The 17,128-nt window shown below is 38.9% G+C and carries 14 protein-coding genes; all 14 read left to right on the top strand.

The genetic code is table 11. The features are described 5' to 3' along the window. The first annotated feature begins 11 nt into the window (after positions 1-11). The 14 genes from ACFSTA_RS09470 (at position 12) to glpX (ending at position 17,115) form a co-directional block, all read left to right on the top strand. Complete coding sequence (locus tag ACFSTA_RS09470) at positions 12-1,196, top strand: acetyl-CoA C-acetyltransferase (protein ID WP_377556382.1); 1,185 nt, start codon at positions 12-14, stop codon at positions 1,194-1,196. Between the two features lie 179 nt (positions 1,197-1,375). Continuing rightward, a complete protein-coding gene (locus ACFSTA_RS09465; protein WP_377556381.1) occupies positions 1,376-2,227 on the top strand; it encodes a 3-hydroxybutyryl-CoA dehydrogenase in 852 nt (283 codons plus the stop codon). Positions 2,228-2,414: 187 nt separating this feature from the next. Next, the gene (locus ACFSTA_RS09460) at positions 2,415-3,557 is read left to right on the top strand and encodes an acyl-CoA dehydrogenase (RefSeq protein ID WP_377556379.1); all 1,143 of its coding nucleotides are present in this window, start codon (positions 2,415-2,417) and stop codon (positions 3,555-3,557) included. A gap of 15 nt (positions 3,558-3,572) precedes the next feature. Further along, positions 3,573-4,712, top strand: coding sequence for an acyl-CoA dehydrogenase (locus tag ACFSTA_RS09455; RefSeq protein WP_377556378.1), 1,140 nt, complete (start codon positions 3,573-3,575; stop codon positions 4,710-4,712). 15 nt (positions 4,713-4,727) lie between these two features. Then, positions 4,728-5,675, top strand: coding sequence for a methylmalonyl Co-A mutase-associated GTPase MeaB (gene meaB / locus ACFSTA_RS09450; RefSeq protein WP_377556377.1), 948 nt, complete (start codon positions 4,728-4,730; stop codon positions 5,673-5,675). After that, positions 5,665-6,282, top strand: coding sequence for a TetR/AcrR family transcriptional regulator (locus ACFSTA_RS09445; protein ID WP_377556376.1), 618 nt, complete (start codon positions 5,665-5,667; stop codon positions 6,280-6,282). Before meaB ends, ACFSTA_RS09445 begins: the two co-directional genes overlap by 11 nt. A gap of 30 nt (positions 6,283-6,312) precedes the next feature. Further along, positions 6,313-9,555, top strand: coding sequence for a fused isobutyryl-CoA mutase/GTPase IcmF (gene icmF / locus ACFSTA_RS09440; protein WP_377556375.1), 3,243 nt, complete (start codon positions 6,313-6,315; stop codon positions 9,553-9,555). Between the two features lie 250 nt (positions 9,556-9,805). Further along, positions 9,806-10,339, top strand: coding sequence for a DNA-directed RNA polymerase subunit delta (gene rpoE / locus ACFSTA_RS09435; RefSeq protein ID WP_377556374.1), 534 nt, complete (start codon positions 9,806-9,808; stop codon positions 10,337-10,339). 366 nt (positions 10,340-10,705) lie between these two features. Next, complete coding sequence (locus tag ACFSTA_RS09430; RefSeq protein WP_377556373.1) at positions 10,706-12,310, top strand: CTP synthase; 1,605 nt, start codon at positions 10,706-10,708, stop codon at positions 12,308-12,310. Between the two features lie 283 nt (positions 12,311-12,593). After that, positions 12,594-12,953, top strand: a complete 360-nt coding sequence (locus tag ACFSTA_RS09425; protein ID WP_377556372.1) for a response regulator — start codon at positions 12,594-12,596, stop codon at positions 12,951-12,953. Between the two features lie 138 nt (positions 12,954-13,091). Next, positions 13,092-13,946 (top strand): class II fructose-bisphosphate aldolase, encoded by an 855-nt coding sequence (locus ACFSTA_RS09420; protein WP_377556371.1) that lies wholly within the window; start codon positions 13,092-13,094, stop codon positions 13,944-13,946. A gap of 28 nt (positions 13,947-13,974) precedes the next feature. Next, on the top strand, positions 13,975-14,619 hold the full coding sequence (fsa, locus tag ACFSTA_RS09415; protein ID WP_377556370.1) for a fructose-6-phosphate aldolase: 645 nt from the start codon (positions 13,975-13,977) through the stop codon (positions 14,617-14,619). A 157-nt stretch (positions 14,620-14,776) separates the two neighbouring features. Continuing rightward, the gene (locus tag ACFSTA_RS09410; protein ID WP_377556369.1) at positions 14,777-16,066 is read left to right on the top strand and encodes a UDP-N-acetylglucosamine 1-carboxyvinyltransferase; all 1,290 of its coding nucleotides are present in this window, start codon (positions 14,777-14,779) and stop codon (positions 16,064-16,066) included. Positions 16,067-16,146: 80 nt separating this feature from the next. Continuing rightward, positions 16,147-17,115 (top strand): class II fructose-bisphosphatase, encoded by a 969-nt coding sequence (gene glpX / locus ACFSTA_RS09405; RefSeq protein ID WP_377556368.1) that lies wholly within the window; start codon positions 16,147-16,149, stop codon positions 17,113-17,115. Positions 17,116-17,128 lie beyond the last annotated feature (13 nt).

The following is a 17,128-nucleotide window of genomic DNA, read 5'->3' as shown; positions in this document are numbered from 1 at the left end:
AGGAGATTTTTTTGAGAAAAACAGTGATTATTTCTGGAGCAAGAACGCCTTTTGGAAAATTTGGTGGTGCACTAGCTTCATTCTCAGCGTCACAGTTAGGTGGAAAAGCAATTCGAGAAGCACTTGAACGTGCAGGTTTAGAAGGATCTAAAATTGATGAAGTGATTATGGGAACTGTATTACAAGGTGGTCAAGGACAAATCCCTTCACGTCAAGCAGCTCGTGAAGCGGGAATCCCATGGGAAGTGAAAACAGAAACAATCAATAAAGTATGTGCATCCGGATTACGCAGTGTCACATTAGCTGATCAGCTTATTCGTCTTGGAGAGGAAGATGTCATTGTTGCTGGTGGAATGGAAAGCATGTCAAATGCACCGTACATTTTGCCAGATGCTCGTTGGGGAAATCGCATGGGTGATAAAAGTGTGAAAGATTTAATGATTCATGATGGTTTAACTTGTACATTTACAGGAGTCCATATGGGGAACTACGGAAACTCCACTGCAGAAGAGTTTGAGTTGACGAGGGAAGCACAAGATGATTGGTCTTACAACAGTCATCAACGTGCTATTAAAGCAATGGAAGACGGAAAGTTTGCTGAAGAAATTGTTCCAGTAGAAGTCCCGCAACGTAAAGGAGACCCACTTGTTATTGACACAGATGAAGCACCTAGGAAAGATACTAGTGTGGAACGTTTAGCAAAACTACGCCCTGCATTTGATCCGAATGGTACAATCACTGCAGGTAATGCACCAGGCGTAAACGATGGTGCTTGTGCTTTTGTCGTTATGTCAGACGAGAAAGCAGAAGAATTAGGAAAAACACCAATGGCTACTGTGTTAGGTCATGCAGAAGTTGCTGTTGAAGCGAAAAACTTCCCACAAACGCCAGGACTTGTAATCAATAAATTACTAGAAAAAACTGGTTATACCAACGATGATATTGACCTCTACGAAATTAATGAAGCATTTGCAGCGGTATCCTTGGCAAGTGGAAAAATTGCTGGAATTGACCCTGAAAAAATTAATGTTAATGGTGGTGCAGTTGCACTCGGTCACCCAATTGGGGCAAGCGGTGCACGTATTATCCTGACATTAATTCATGAGTTACAACGACGCGGTGGTGGACTAGGTATTGCTGCGATTTGTAGTGGTGGCGGTCAAGGAGATGCTGTATTAATTGAAGTTCCGAAGTAGGAAGAGGATTTGGTAAGAAAAGGTAAAAATGGTACTGAGTGTCCGATACTGCGGCTGATCATGTAGACGTCCAAATCGGACATAAGAGCCGAAGCATCGGACAACAGCTCCAAAATTTATATTAACTTAATATCATATATTCAAAACTCTACTAGACCACAAAACAAGGAGGAAAAACAATGACAATAAAAACAGTGATGGTTATTGGTGCAGGACAAATGGGATCTGGAATCGCACAAGTTTGTGCACAAGCTGGTTATAATGTTTTCTTACATGACATGAATGAAGCTGCAATTGAAAAAGGTCTAGCAAACATAGAAAAACTATTAACACGCGCCGTAGAAAAAGAGCGCATTACTCATGATGAAAAAGAAAATACATTAAGTAAATTAACAAAATCCACGCAGTTACAAGATGCAAAAACATGTGATCTAGTCATTGAAGCGGTAGTGGAAAATATGGATGTGAAAACGAAGGTATTTCAACAATTAGATGAAATAACTCCAAAGCATGCAATATTGGCATCTAACACGTCATCTCTACCAATTACAGAAATCGCTGCAGTAACCGATCGACCGGACCAAGTAATTGGTATGCACTTCATGAATCCTGTACCAGTCATGAAATTGGTAGAAATCATCCGTGGGTTACAAACGAGTGATGAAACTTATGAAGCTATTGAAAGCATGACGAACAATATAAATAAAACGCCTGTGGAAGTAAACGATTTTCCAGGATTCGTTTCCAACAGAATTCTCATGCCAATGATAAATGAAGCAATTTACACCGTATATGAAGGAGTAGCATCTCCAGAAGATGTAGATACCGTAATGAAACTTGGCATGAATCACCCAATGGGACCTTTAACATTAGCAGACTTTATTGGTTTAGATACTTGTTTATACATTATGGAAGTATTATATGAAGGATTTGGAGATAGCAAGTACCGCCCATGTCCGTTACTAAGGAAATATGTAAAAGCTGGTTGGTTAGGTAAAAAATCAGGTCGAGGATTTTATGAATATAACTAATAATTTATCTATAAGTTGAGCGACACGCCTGAAAAGTTGAGCGATACTGCCGAAAAGTCGAGCGACACACCCGAAAAGTTGAGCGAAACACCCAAAAAGTTAAGCGACACACTCGAAAAGTCGAGCGAAACACCCGAAAAGCCAAGCGACACAACCACTAACTCAAACACGAAAGGAGGGGTCTCCAATGAACCTACTTTTCTCAGAAGAACAAGAAATGATGCGAAAAATGGTACGTGATTTTGCCCAAAACGAAGTATTAAAGGAAATACCAAGAATGGAATCCGAGGATCGTTTTCCAAAAGAAATTCTCCAACAAATGGGTGAACTAGGATTAATGGGTATACCGATCCCGGAAAAATACAATGGAGCGGGTATGGATTATACCTCATACATTATTGCGATTCAGGAATTATCAAAAGTGAGTGCCACTTTAGGTGTTATTTTATCGGTTCACACGTCTGTCGGGACAAATCCAATCTTATATTTTGGAACAGAAGAACAAAAAAGCAACTACGTCTCAAAACTTGCAACAGGAGAATATTTAGGTGCATTTGCCGTAACAGAACCTGGTGCGGGGTCAGATGTTAGAAGTATGAAAACAACGGCGAAAAAAGATGGCGATCATTATATTTTAAATGGTTCCAAATTATTTATTACCAATGGTGGCTATGCCGATACGTATGTTACTTTTGCCCGAACTGGAGATGAAAATCAACCTGAGTGCATCAGTGCTTTCATTATTGATAAGGACACACCGGGATTAGCCATTGGTAAAAAGGAAAAGAAAATGGGGCTACACGGATCGAGCACGGTCCAACTTAGCTTTGATCAGTGCAAAGTACCGAAAGAGCAGCTCCTAGGTAATGAAGGGGAAGGCTTTAAAATTGCAATGGCAAACCTTAATGTTGGACGTATTGGTATTGCGGCACAATCGCTAGGGATAGCGGAAGCGGCACTAGATGCTGCAGCGGCATATGCCAAGGAACGTCAGCAGTTTGGGAAGCCGATTGCACATAATCAAGGCATATCTTTCAAGCTGGCAGATATGGCAACAGAAGTGGAGGCTGCCAAACTATTAGTCTATCAAGCTGCTTCACTCGTACAAAACAATATTCCTTGTGGGAAGGAAGCCTCGATGGCGAAAATGTACGCATCTAAAACAGCAATGAAAACCGCAATCGAAGCTGTTCAAATATTTGGTGGTTATGGGTATACCGAGGATTACCCCGTAGAACGCTTTTTCCGCGATGCGAAGATTACCGAAATTTATGAAGGTACCAATGAAATTCAACATATGGTAATAGCTAAACATTTACTGAAGGATTAAAAGGAGGAACAACCAATGAATTTTCAATTGACAGAAGAACAAGAAATGTTACGTAAAATGGTACGAGATTTTGCCACAAAGGAAGTAGAACCAACAGCTGCAGAGCGTGATGAAGAGGAACGTTTTGACCGTGAAATTTTTGATAAAATGGCTGAACTTGGATTAACGGGTATTCCATGGCCAGAAGAATATGGTGGCATTGGTGCAGATTATGTTAGTTATGTCATTGCTGTAGAAGAATTATCACGCGTTTGTGCATCAACTGGAGTGACACTTTCAGCACATCTATCACTGGCTAGCTGGCCAATCTATAAATTTGGTAATGAAGAACAGAAAAAGACCTTCCTTAATCGTTTAGCAACAGGGGAAGCATTAGGTGCATATGCGTTATCAGAGCCAGGGGCAGGAAGTGATGTTGCCTCTATGAGAACAACTGCTAAACGCGATGGTGACCATTATATACTTAACGGAAGCAAAGTTTGGATCACCAATGGCGGGGTTGCGGATATTTACGTTGTTTTTGCAAAAACCGACACAGATGCGAAACATAAAGGTATTAGTGCATTTATTGTTGAAAAAGGTACGGAAGGATTTACTTTCGGCAAAAAAGAGAAAAAATTGGGGATTCGTTCATCGCCAACAACCGAGTTGATTTTCGAAAATTGTCGTATACCAAAAGAAAACCTACTTGGAGCTGAAGGAGAAGGTTTTACAATAGCGATGACAACACTTGATGGTGGTCGTAATGGGATCGCTGCTCAGGCACTAGGAATTGCACAAGGTGCTTTGGATGCTGCGGCAACTTATGCTAAAGAACGTGAACAGTTCGGAAAACCAATCGCACATAATCAAGGGATTTCTTTTAAATTAGCAGATATGGCAACAGAGGTGGAAGCTGCTCGTCTACTAACCTATCAAGCGGCATGGTTAGAATCAGAGGGATTGCCATACGGGAAAGCATCTGCAATGTCGAAGCTTTTCGCAGGAGACGCTGCAATGCGTATTACAGTAGAGGCGGTTCAAGTGTTCGGTGGATATGGCTATACGAAGGATTACCCAGTAGAACGTTATATGCGTGATGCGAAAATCACACAAATTTATGAAGGAACACAAGAAATACAACGTCTCGTAATTGGAAGAATGGTAACCAAGTAGAAAGGAAGTTTCACGATGCACCCTTTAGTTGAACGGATTAAAGCAAAGGAAATTAGAGCTTTGGCAAAGGCGATCACATTAGTAGAGAATGACCATGAGGATAAGTTGCAAGTAATGAGTGATATTTTTTCTATGAAAAAAAATGCAATATATGTTGGTTTGACGGGCTCACCAGGAGCTGGAAAAAGTTCACTTGTCAACCGGCTAATTTCTCATGTCCGTGCAGAAGGCAAAACTGTAGCAGTGATTGCTGTCGATCCGACAAGTCCGTTCAGTGGTGGTGCATTATTAGGAGATCGAGTTCGGATGAATGAACATTTCACTGATGATGGTGTGTATATCCGTAGTATGGCAACTCGTGGCAGTCTTGGGGGCTTAGCTCGTGCAACGAAGGATGCTGTAAGAATTTGTGATGCATATGGGTTTGACGTCATTATTGTAGAAACCGTTGGAGTGGGACAATCGGAACTCGATATTATGAAAATCGTGGATACAACTGCTGTTGTCTTAACACCGAACAGTGGGGATGTACTACAAATATTTAAAGCAGGTATTATGGAAATTGCCGATTTATTCGTTATAAACAAAGCAGATTTACCTGGAGTTGGAAAACTAAAAGCGCTTTTGAGGGAACTCGTTATGATGACAATGACGGAGCAGCATGAGACTGCAATCGTCAAAACGGTTTCCACAGAAAACAAGGGCATAGAAGAACTTTGGGAAAAGATGAAGAAGCATCGAGAATTTTTATATCGAACACCCGAAGGACATAAACGACGTGTCCAACAGCAGCAACTCGAGGTCTATGAGTTAATTCGAGAAGAGATCTGGCGTGATATGAAAATTTTTATCGAAAGCCGTGATGATCTTTCAGCAATGGATCCAAATGAAGATCCCTATATGCTAGCGAAAACATACTTCGAAAAATGGAAAAAGGAAGGCGGGACCAATGATGGCGGATAACGAAGTCCTTTCTTCCGTAAAAAATCGGGAGTTAGTAGAAAAAAGACGAAACCAAATGATTAAAGGAGCCATAACGCTTTTTAAAGAAAAAGGATTTCATCGTACAACAACACGAGAAATTGCTAAAGAGTCTGGGTTCAGTATTGGTACCCTTTATGAATATATTCGTAAAAAGGAAGATGTATTATTTCTCGTATGTGATTCGATTTATGAGCAAGTTCATGAGCGTTTGGAGGCAAAAATTGATTTGCAACAGCCTTCCATTGAAAACTTGACCAATGTCATTCGATCCTATTTTGAATTAATGGATGAGATGCAGGAAGAAGTAGTTATCATGTACCAGGAAGTAAAGTCCTTAAAGAAAGATACGAAGGAATATGTCTTGCAAAAGGAACGGGACATGGTAGGCATGTTAGAGCGTGTCATTGTTACGTGCATACCGACAGAAATATCCAAAAAAGATGCTGAATTAATTGCCAATAACGTGTTTATTCAAGGTCAAATGTGGGGATTTAGACGATGGATGCTACAAAAGCAATTCACTCTGGAAGAATATATTGATCGCCAAATACATTACGTCATGCAGTCGTTATCCATCGAAAAATAAATTGCTTAATTTAGAAGGAGGGTGCTTAGTATGCAACAGGTAGAAACTTATACACCGAAGCATCATGTTCGGTTTGTTACCGCATCAAGCTTATTTGATGGGCATGATGCTTCCATTAACATCATGCGAAGAATACTTCAAGCAAGTGGAGCGGAAGTGATCCATTTAGGACATAATCGTTCGGTTGAGGAAGTTGTTCATGCTGCGATCCAGGAAGATGTTCAAGGGATTGCCATTTCATCTTATCAAGGTGGTCATGTTGAATATTTTAAATATATGATTGATCTCTTGAAAGAACTGGGTGCAGATCATATTAAAGTTTATGGTGGCGGTGGTGGAGTTATCATCCCACGTGAAATTAAAGAATTACATGCTTACGGAGTGGCAAGAATATTTTCACCAGATGACGGTAGGGAATTTGGATTACAAGGCATGATTAACCAGATGCTGGAGGAATGTGATTTCATTCCACCGTTAGATGTGACACACGATATAGAGAAGCTAACACAAGGGGACCGCCAAACGATTGGACGCTACATCACGTATATGGAAAATGAAACAGTTGATGAACTGGAAAAAGAATCCGTATTACAGTCACTCAAGGAAAAAGGAAACACCAATACGCCAGTTTTAGGGATTACTGGAACAGGTGGCGCCGGGAAAAGCTCATTAACCGATGAGTTAATTCGTCGTTTTATTAATGAAATTCCAAACAAAAAAATTGCTATTATTTCCATTGATCCTACAAAACGAAAAACGGGTGGAGCCTTACTAGGTGACAGAATTCGCATGAATGCAATTTTTACCGATCGAGTTTACATGCGTTCTTTAGCAACGAGAGATTCGCGAAGTGAATTGTCGAAAGCAATTCAGGATGTCATCGACGTTGTTCGCGCATCTGGTTTTGACTTTATCATTATTGAAACTAGTGGTATCGGCCAAGGTGATGCAGCAATCACGGATGTTACCGATTTATCGATGTATGTGATGACAGCAGAATTTGGTGCACCGACACAGCTAGAAAAAATTGATATGATTGATTTCGCAGATTTTATTGTCATTAACAAATTTGAACAAAAGGGTTCAGAGGATGCTCTCAATCAAGTGCGGAAGCAATATGAACGCAGTCATATGTTATTCCACCAGGATAAAGAACAATTTCCTGTTTTTGGTACGATTGCAAGTCAGTTTAATGATGCAGGTACCAATGCATTATTTGCGTCAATTATTGATACATTGAATGAAAAGTATAATTGGGGCAATGACGTTAACTTTGATCGTAATATAATTTCTGAAAAGCAAAACTTAATTATTACAAATGAACGTCGTCACTATTTACGAGAAATTTCAACACATGTCCGTAATTATCACAAACACTCCGTGCAACAGAGTGATATAGCTAGAAAACTGTATCAGCTTCATGGCGCGAAAGAAGTGCTAGCTGATGACCCGACAGTTACAACCATAGAAGAAAAAATCCAGACCTATGAAGAAGAACTAGATCCGAAATCGAAAAAACTGTTAGATTCATGGGAAAATACAAAGGATGCCTATGGACAGGAAACAATGACATTCTCAGTTCGAGATAAAGCTATCGAAATGGACATTGTGACAGAATCATTATCCGGTCTAAAAATACCAAAAGTTGCCTTTCCAAAATATACGGATTGGGGCGAACGTCTACAATGGTTATTAAAAGAAAATGTACCAGGAGCATTTCCGTTTACAGCAGGAGTTTTCCCGTTTAAACGAAAAGGGGAAGACCCGACACGACAATTTGCGGGAGAAGGTACACCAGAACGCACAAATCGTCGATTCCACTACCTATCGAAAAATGAAGATGCAAAACGGTTATCGACAGCATTTGACTCGGTGACACTTTATGGGGAAGACCCAGCTTATCGCCCAGATATTTATGGGAAAGTTGGCGAAAGTGGTGTCAACATTTGTACCCTTGAAGATATGAAAAAATTATATGATGGCTTTGATTTAACGGATCCAAAAACATCGGTATCGATGACAATCAATGGTCCAGCGCCAATCATATTAGCGATGTTTTTCAATACAGCGATTGATCAGCAACTAATGAAGTTTAAAGAAGAAAATGGTCGTGAACCAAATACCGGTGAGTATGAAAAGCTAAAAGCAGAAACGTTAGCGGTTGTTCGTGGTACGGTACAGGCAGATATTTTAAAAGAAGACCAAGGGCAAAATACATGTATCTTCTCTACAGAGTTCGCACTTCGTATGATGGGAGATATTCAACAGTACTTTATTGATCGAGATGTACGAAATTACTATTCGGTTTCCATTTCTGGCTATCATATAGCTGAAGCGGGAGCAAATCCAATTACACAGCTGGCATTCACATTAGCTAATGGATTTACGTATGTGGAATACTATTTGAGTCGAGGAATGGACATAAATAAATTCGCACCAAACTTGTCCTTCTTCTTCTCAAACGGTCTCGACCCAGAGTATACTGTAATCGGGCGTGTAGCACGACGAATATGGGCAGTTACAATGCGTGATAAGTATGGGGCAAATGAACGTAGCCAAAAACTAAAATATCATATTCAAACATCTGGGCGTTCACTGCATGCACAAGAAATTGATTTTAATGATATTCGAACAACATTACAAGCACTTCTTGCCATTCAGGATAATACAAACTCATTGCATACGAATGCTTATGATGAAGCAATAACAACTCCGACAGAAGAATCTGTGCGAAGAGCAATGGCAATTCAAATGATAATTAATCGCGAGTTTGGGTTAACCAAAAATGAAAACTCATTACAAGGCTCCTTTATTGTCGATGAACTGACTGACTTAGTTGAAGAGGCGGTACTACAAGAATTTGAACGAATTAATGATCGTGGCGGAGTCCTCGGAGCAATGGAGCGACAATACCAACGTGGCAAAATTCAAGAGGAATCCTTATACTACGAGAGCAAAAAACATTCTGGAGAATTGCCGATTATCGGTGTAAATACGTACTTGAACCCAAATCCACCATCAGAAGAAGACATCGATTCCATGGAGCTTGCTCGTGCAACAAAAGAAGAAAAAGAACATCAAATTCGTGAACTTCAAAAGTTCCAGCAGAGAAATGAAGCCCAAATTGATGATGCGCTAAATCGTTTAAAAGCAGTTGCAGCATCAGGTGGAAATATCTTTGAAGAGCTAATGGAAACGGTAAAAGTTGCCAGCCTTGGACAAATTACCAACGCTCTTTATGAAGTTGGCGGACAGTATCGTAGAAATATGTAAGCTCGGAAATAGATTGATTACGTTGAGAAGGCTTTGCTGTCTTCTCAACTTTTGTTCTTAGAAGATTAATAAATTCGTAATAAAATTGATATTTTTAGTAGCATAATCCGTTATGATTTGTTTATAATGTATGATATGGTTTATACTGCGTTTTATAAAGGATTATTTGTTTATCCTAAATATACATATGAAATAAAAATGATTAACAAGGCGATAGCCATAAAAACATTAGAAAAGGGAGTGCGGTCACGTGAGCATAAAGAACTTTAGCCGCGAGGAATTAAAAAGCATGTCAATGATTGAATTGGCACAACTAATTTTATTAGAAGAAAAAAAAGCTATAAACTTCAGAGATATTTTTAAAAAGATTGCAGACTTAAAAGAATTTAAGGAAGAGCAAAAGGAAAACTTTATTTCTCAATTTTATACAGATCTAAATATTGATGGGCGTTTCATGACCCCTGGATCAAATATGTGGGGGCTCAAGCGTTGGTACCCTGTTGAGCAAATTGATGAGGAAATTAACTTGTCTCCGAAAAAGAAAAAGAAAAAGCCGAAAAAGAAAAAGAAAGAAGTACTTGAAGAAGAAAATCTGGCTATTGAAGAGGATCTTGATATCGTTGATGGTGATGTTGAGGAACTAGTTGACGGTTTCACGGATGATGATGATGAAGAGGACTTTGATGATTTAGAAGATGATTTCGATGATTTTGATGAAGATGAAGAAGATGATGATCTCGACGAAACCGAAGAGGAAGAAAAAGAAACAGATTCTGATAAATAAATAATAAAGGTAGAAAAAGCTTGCTTGACTTTTTCATGCCATATAAGTACAATTCTTATTGGGCTCTTTAAATTTATTACCAAAGCGTTTCCCTAACCAGGGAGGCGCTTTTCTTATTTTATCCCACTTGTAACTCGCAGTAAGACCCACACTTCAAGACTTAGAGAGATAAGTAGGGGGAGAGAATCCCCACACGGAAAGAAGTTTTACTTAATCCCAAAAGCTGAAAGTGACCCGAGACATTGGGAACAAAGAAACACGATTCTTGTAGCGTTTATTGTACACAATAAGGGATATAAAAGAGCAGAATGAAATCAATTTTACTTATAACAATTAATTAACTATATAACAGAAAGAGGGATGAAGGTGACTAAGTATATTTTTGTCACAGGTGGTGTTGTATCATCACTAGGAAAAGGAATCACAGCTGCTTCATTAGGCCGCCTATTAAAAAACCGAGGGTTAAAAGTTACAATTCAAAAATTTGATCCGTATATCAATGTTGATCCAGGTACAATGAGTCCCTATCAGCATGGAGAAGTTTTTGTAACAGATGATGGAGCAGAAACAGACTTAGATTTAGGACATTATGAACGTTTTATTGATATCAATTTAAACAAGTACAGTAACATTACGACAGGTAAAGTATACTCTAGTGTCATTAAAAAAGAACGTCGTGGTGATTATTTAGGTGGAACCGTTCAGGTTATCCCACATATAACGAATGAAATTAAAGAACAAGTTTTCCGTGCAGGTGAAGCAACAGGAGCAGATGTTGTTATTACGGAAATCGGAGGAACGGTAGGGGATATTGAGTCTTTACCATTCCTAGAGGCAATTCGCCAAATCAAAAGTGATATCGGCAAAGAGCATGTCATGTACATTCACTGTACACTTGTTCCATATATTAGAGCTGCTGGTGAAATGAAAACAAAGCCTACACAGCATAGTGTGAAGGAACTACGCTCACTTGGAATCCAACCAGATACGATCGTGCTTCGTACAGAACATGCGATAAGTAAAGATATGAAAGAAAAAATTGCCCTTTTCTGTGATATAAATGAAAGAGCAGTAATAGAAATGCGCGATGCTGAAATTCTTTATGAAGTACCAATTGCATTGCAAGAGCAGCAGCTAGATCAGATAACCTGTGATCATTTTGGGCTTGATTGTCAAAAAGCTGATATGAATGAGTGGAAAGAACTTGTGGAAAAAGTACGTGGTCTTTCCAAAACAGTTGATATTGGCTTAGTTGGAAAATATGTTGAGCTTCCAGACGCCTATATTTCCGTTGTAGAATCGTTAAAGCATGCAGGATATGCGTATGATTCTGATATCCGTGTACATTGGATTAACTCGGAAAAATTGGATGAAAAATCGATTCAAGAAGAGCTTTCTCATGTTGATGGAATTCTTGTACCAGGTGGATTTGGTGATCGTGGAATTGATGGTAAAATAGCTGCAATTCGCTATGCACGTGAAAATAAAATTCCGTTCTTAGGTATTTGTTTAGGAATGCAACTTGCAACTGTAGAGTATGCTCGTAATGTGTTAGGTTTAGAAGGTGCGCATTCAGCAGAAATCGATCCGAACACACCTTATCCGATTATTGATTTATTACCGGAACAAAAAGATATTGAGGATTTAGGTGGTACATTACGTCTCGGCATTTACCCTTGTGCTTTAAAAGAAGGCACAAAGACGAAGGAAGCGTATAATGGGGCAGACGTTGTAGAAGAACGTCATCGTCATCGTTATGAGTTTAACAATGAGTATCGAGAGCAAATGGAAGCAAATGGATTTATCTTCTCTGGTACAAGTCCAGACGGTAGATTGGTGGAAACTATTGAAATTGAAGATCATCCATGGTTTGTAGCGAGTCAATTCCATCCAGAATTTAAATCTCGTCCTACAAGAGCACAAAATTTATTTTTAGGATTTGTAGGTGCATCTGTAAAACTAAATAAATAAAACTTTCCCAAATAGTAACAAAGTCACGATTAGTCCATAAATGGTACTTATCGTGACTTTTTTTGCTATATTTAAACATATAGGGTTTAAATATGCCAAAAAAAGGGAAAAAACTTTCGGTAAGATGAAAAGATAATTCTAGTGCAAAATATCAAACGACAACAAATGACATTTTTATGGTAATTACGCCATTAATTACCATAAAAATGTTCGTTAAAAAGAAGGTATTTTGTACTATTTGGTCGAACTAAATTATTATAGTAAAAGGGGGATGGAGTTTAAGATGAAGAAAAAGGTACTAGTTGTTGATGATGAACATGGAATCCGATTATTACTTGAAGATGTTTTAACGAACGAAGGATATCACATTATTACTGCAAAAACTGGTAAAGAAGCGTTGGATGAACTGCAAAAACACTCCATTAGTTTAATGATAATCGACTATAAATTACCGATAGTAGATGGGATGGAAGTTCTAAAAAAATTACAAACGGACAAAATGGAAATTCCTACAATCGTAATGAGTGGACTGGTCGAAAAAATAGCAGATGAAACGAAAGATATATCAAATGTAAAAGCAATTTTGTCAAAACCATTTAACATAGCTGATGTTATTATTAAAGTGGAATCAATATTGGCATAATCAAACAAATTTTTAAAAAAGTTTGCCTGTATCGATAAACGCCCTCATTTCTTGCTAGTTGAGTCTGGACTTGGTATTCTTAAGAGGAAATAAATTTTGCAAAAGATGAATCATTCATCAATGAAGGAGGATACCATTATGCCATTAGTTTCAATGAAAGAAATGATGGAAAAAGGGAAAGAGAATGGGTATGCAATTGGACAGTTTAATTTAAACAATTTAGAATATGCGCAAGCCATTCTACAAGCAGCTGAAGAAGAAAAATCACCAGTGATTTTAGGGGTTTCTGAAGGTGCTGGTAGATATATGGGTGGATTTAAAGTAGTAGTAGCAATGGTCAAGTCATTAATGGAAGAATATGGTACCACTGTACCTGTTGCGATCCATCTAGATCATGGATCAAGCTTTGAAAAGTGTGCTCAGGCAATTCACGCTGGATTTACTTCTGTAATGATTGACGGTTCTCATCATCCAATTGAAGAAAATGTTGCGATGACAAGAAAAGTAGTGGAATTAGCTCACATTCATGGTGTGTCAGTTGAGGCAGAAGTGGGAACAGTTGGTGGCGAAGAAGATGGTGTCATTGGCGGAATTAATTATGCAGATCTAGATGAATGTAAACAGCTTGTTCAAGAAACTGGGGTTGATTGTTTAGCGCCAGCATTAGGTTCTGTTCACGGTCCATACCAAGGAGAGCCAAACTTAGGATTTAAAGAAATGGAAGAAATTCTAAACGCTGTGAACGTACCGTTAGTATTACATGGTGGAACAGGTATTCCAACTAAAGATATTCAAAAAGCAGTTTCTTTAGGAACAGCGAAAATTAATGTAAATACAGAAAACCAAATTGCACAAGCGAAAATCGTTCGAGAAGTGTTAAATGAAAAACCAAACGAGTACGATCCACGTAAATACTTAGGACCTGGTCGCGACGCAATTAAAGAAACTGTTGTTGGTAAAATGCGCGAATTTGGTTCATCAAATAAAGCATAATTAAACCAAAAAAGGGTGGGGTGTTTTCATGAAATTTTTCGTAGATACTGCGAACATTGATGATATTCGTTCAGCAAATCAGCTTGGCATATTAGCAGGAGTAACAACTAACCCAAGCTTAGTTGCTAAAGAAGGCGTGTCATTTCATGATCGCTTAAGAGAAATTACGGCAGAAGTTTCAGGATCTGTAAGTGCAGAAGTTATTGCCGAAGATGCAGAAGGTATGATTGCAGAAGGTAAAGAACTAGCAGCAATTGCTCCAAACATCACGGTTAAAGTTCCAATGACCTTAGAAGGCTTAAAAGCAGTAAAAGCTTTTAGTGATTTAAATATAAAAACGAATGTAACGTTAATATTTAATGCCAACCAAGCATTGCTTGCGGCTCGTGCGGGTGCTACATATGTTTCACCATTCTTAGGCAGATTGGACGATATTGGCCACGATGGAATGAATTTAATAGCAACGATATCTGAAATATTTGACCGTCATGATATTAAAACGGAGATTATTGCAGCATCGATCAGACATCCACTACATGTTATAGACGCAGCACTTAACGGAGCACATATTGCAACGATTCCGTATAACGTGCTTGGACAACTAGTAAAACACCCATTAACAGACCAAGGAATCGAAAAATTTCTTGCAGATTGGAATAAACAAAACAGTTAAGATAAGCATGAAAAGATGTTCAAACGTCAAAGATAGTAATATAAGTATAATTTAGGCTGAATGGTTCATAAGGTACCGTTCAGCCTAATTATAAAAACTCGAAAACAAGAGTATTCAAATGATACATTTGAATTACCTCTAAAAGTGGGGTTTTGACATGCAGAAAATGATAGTAGAAGGCGGTAAATTACTAAATGGAAAAGTGCGAATTAGCGGTGCAAAAAACAGTGCCGTTGCATTACTTCCTGCCGCAATTTTAGCCGATTCAAACGTTACAATCGAAGGACTACCTAATATCTCAGATGTTGATACACTTGGTGGACTTTTAGAAGAAATTGGCGGTAAAGTAGCATGGGGTCCTGGACAAACCGTCCATATAGACCCAGAAAATATGATCTCTATGCCACTACCAAATGGCAAAGTAAAAAAATTACGTGCATCCTATTATTTTATGGGTGCGATGCTCGGTAAGTTTAACAAAGCTGTTATTGGCTTACCTGGAGGATGTTTTTTAGGACCTCGTCCAATTGATCAACATATCAAAGGATTTGAAGCTTTAGGTGCGGAAGTAACGAATGAACAAGGGGCAATTTACCTTCGTGCAAAAGAACTTACTGGAGCGAGAATATATCTAGATGTAGTTAGTGTAGGGGCAACAATCAACATTATGCTTGCTGCTGTTAAAGCAAAAGGGAAAACCATCATTGAAAATGCTGCTAAAGAACCCGAAATTATTGATGTAGCCACATTATTAACGAATATGGGAGCCAAAATTAAAGGTGTAGGAACAGATGTTATTCGTATAGAAGGTGTTCCAACCTTGCATGGTTGTCGCCATACGATTATTCCCGACCGAATTGAGGCAGGGACATATGCAATTGCTGCAGCTGCAGCTGGTAATGAAGTGATTATCGACAATGTTATTCCACAGCATTTAGAATCACTGCTGGCTAAATTAAGAGAAATGGGTGTCACCATAGAAGATAGCGATGAACAGCTATTAATTGCACCACGAAACCCACTAAAAAGTGTGGATATAAAAACATTGGTATATCCAGGCTTTCCAACAGATCTCCAACAACCTTTTACCACATTGCTAACAAAAGCATATAGTACTGGTATTGTTACAGACACGATTTACTCTGCACGTCTAAAACATATTGACGAATTGCGCCGTATGAATGCTATAATAAAGGTTGAAGGTGGTTCGATTATTGTTTCAGGTCCTACACAGTTAGAAGGTGCACGTGTAAAAGCAAGTGACCTTCGTGCTGGTGCAGCCTTAGTTATAGCTGGATTAATGGCCAATGGAATAACTGAAATCACTGGACTCGACCATATTGACCGTGGCTATGAAAACATGACAGAGAAATTAACAAGCCTTGGTGCAAATGTATGGCGAGAAGATATGACTGAAGAAGAAATTAAACAATTTCAGAACTCTTGATTGGAGCTTTTTCCGAAATTCCTCTAACAAAATAATCTTCTTGGGATGAGGTTATTTTAAACAAAGGGAGAGGAACAAACATGGAAAGAAGTTTAACAATGGAAATCGTACGAGTAACAGAGGCGGCTGCTTTGTCCTCCGCACGCTGGATGGGAAGAGGAAAAAAAGAAGAAGCAGATGATGCTGCTACTTCAGCCATGCGTGACGTGTTTGACACCATTCCAATGCAAGGCAAGGTTGTTATTGGAGAAGGTGAAATGGATGAAGCGCCGATGCTCTATATTGGTGAAGAACTTGGTACTGGTGCTGGACCGCTAGTTGATGTTGCAGTTGACCCATTAGAAGGTACTAATATTGTTGCTAATGGGACTTGGAATGCATTAGCAGTAATTGCGATCGCCGACCAAGGAAAATTACTTCATGCACCTGATATGTATATGAAAAAAATAGCTGTTGGACCAGAAGCGGTTGGCAAGATTGACATCAATGCCTCTACAATAGAGAATTTGAAAGCTATTGCAAAAGCGAAAAACAAAAACATAGAAGATGTTGTTGCCGTTGTATTAAATCGACCACGTCATCAGCAATTAATAGACGAAATTCGTCAAGCCGGTGCAAGAATTAAGTTAATTCCAGATGGTGATGTTGCTGCAGCAATCAATACGGCATTTGATGATACCGGTGTTGATATTTTACTTGGAATCGGCGGAGCTCCAGAGGGTGTTTTAGGTGCTGTTGCATTAAAATGTCTTGGTGGAGAGATGCAAGGACAGCTTGTACCTTCCAATGATGAAGAGAGAAGCCGCTGTAAGGAAATGGGCATTACGGATATCAATAAAGTGTTTTACATGGATGATTTTTGTGGTGGCGATGATGCCATTTTCGCTGCAACTGGTGTAACAGATGGCGAACTGTTAAAAGGTGTACAATTTAAAGGTACAAGAGCAACCACACAAACAGTGGTCATGCGAGCAAAGAGTGGTACAGTTCGATTCATTGATGGCGAACACAGCCTGAGGAAAAAACCAAACTTAGTAATGGAGCCTTAAGTTCCAAAGATGG

The sequence above is a fragment of the Ornithinibacillus salinisoli genome, from assembly GCF_042684965.1.
GTDB lineage: Bacteria > Bacillota > Bacilli > Bacillales > Amphibacillaceae > Ornithinibacillus > Ornithinibacillus salinisoli.
The sequence above is the reverse complement of the archived record's forward strand: the minus strand, read 5'-3'. Positions and strand labels throughout refer to the sequence as shown.

Excerpts from the sequence above, each read along its gene's own strand:
- ACFSTA_RS09465 (WP_377556381.1), top strand. The coding sequence starts at position 1,376 with ATGACAATAAAAACAGTGATGGTTATTGGTGCAGGACAAATGGGATCT.
- ACFSTA_RS09460 (WP_377556379.1), top strand. The coding sequence starts at position 2,415 with ATGAACCTACTTTTCTCAGAAGAACAAGAAATGATGCGAAAAATGGTA.
- ACFSTA_RS09455 (WP_377556378.1), top strand. The coding sequence starts at position 3,573 with ATGAATTTTCAATTGACAGAAGAACAAGAAATGTTACGTAAAATGGTA.
- meaB (WP_377556377.1), top strand. The coding sequence starts at position 4,728 with ATGCACCCTTTAGTTGAACGGATTAAAGCAAAGGAAATTAGAGCTTTG.
- ACFSTA_RS09445 (WP_377556376.1), top strand. The coding sequence starts at position 5,665 with ATGGCGGATAACGAAGTCCTTTCTTCCGTAAAAAATCGGGAGTTAGTA.
- icmF (WP_377556375.1), top strand. The coding sequence starts at position 6,313 with ATGCAACAGGTAGAAACTTATACACCGAAGCATCATGTTCGGTTTGTT.
- ACFSTA_RS09425 (WP_377556372.1), top strand. The coding sequence starts at position 12,594 with ATGAAGAAAAAGGTACTAGTTGTTGATGATGAACATGGAATCCGATTA.
- ACFSTA_RS09420 (WP_377556371.1), top strand. The coding sequence starts at position 13,092 with ATGCCATTAGTTTCAATGAAAGAAATGATGGAAAAAGGGAAAGAGAAT.
- fsa (WP_377556370.1), top strand. The coding sequence starts at position 13,975 with ATGAAATTTTTCGTAGATACTGCGAACATTGATGATATTCGTTCAGCA.
- ACFSTA_RS09410 (WP_377556369.1), top strand. The coding sequence starts at position 14,777 with ATGCAGAAAATGATAGTAGAAGGCGGTAAATTACTAAATGGAAAAGTG.
- glpX (WP_377556368.1), top strand. The coding sequence starts at position 16,147 with ATGGAAAGAAGTTTAACAATGGAAATCGTACGAGTAACAGAGGCGGCT.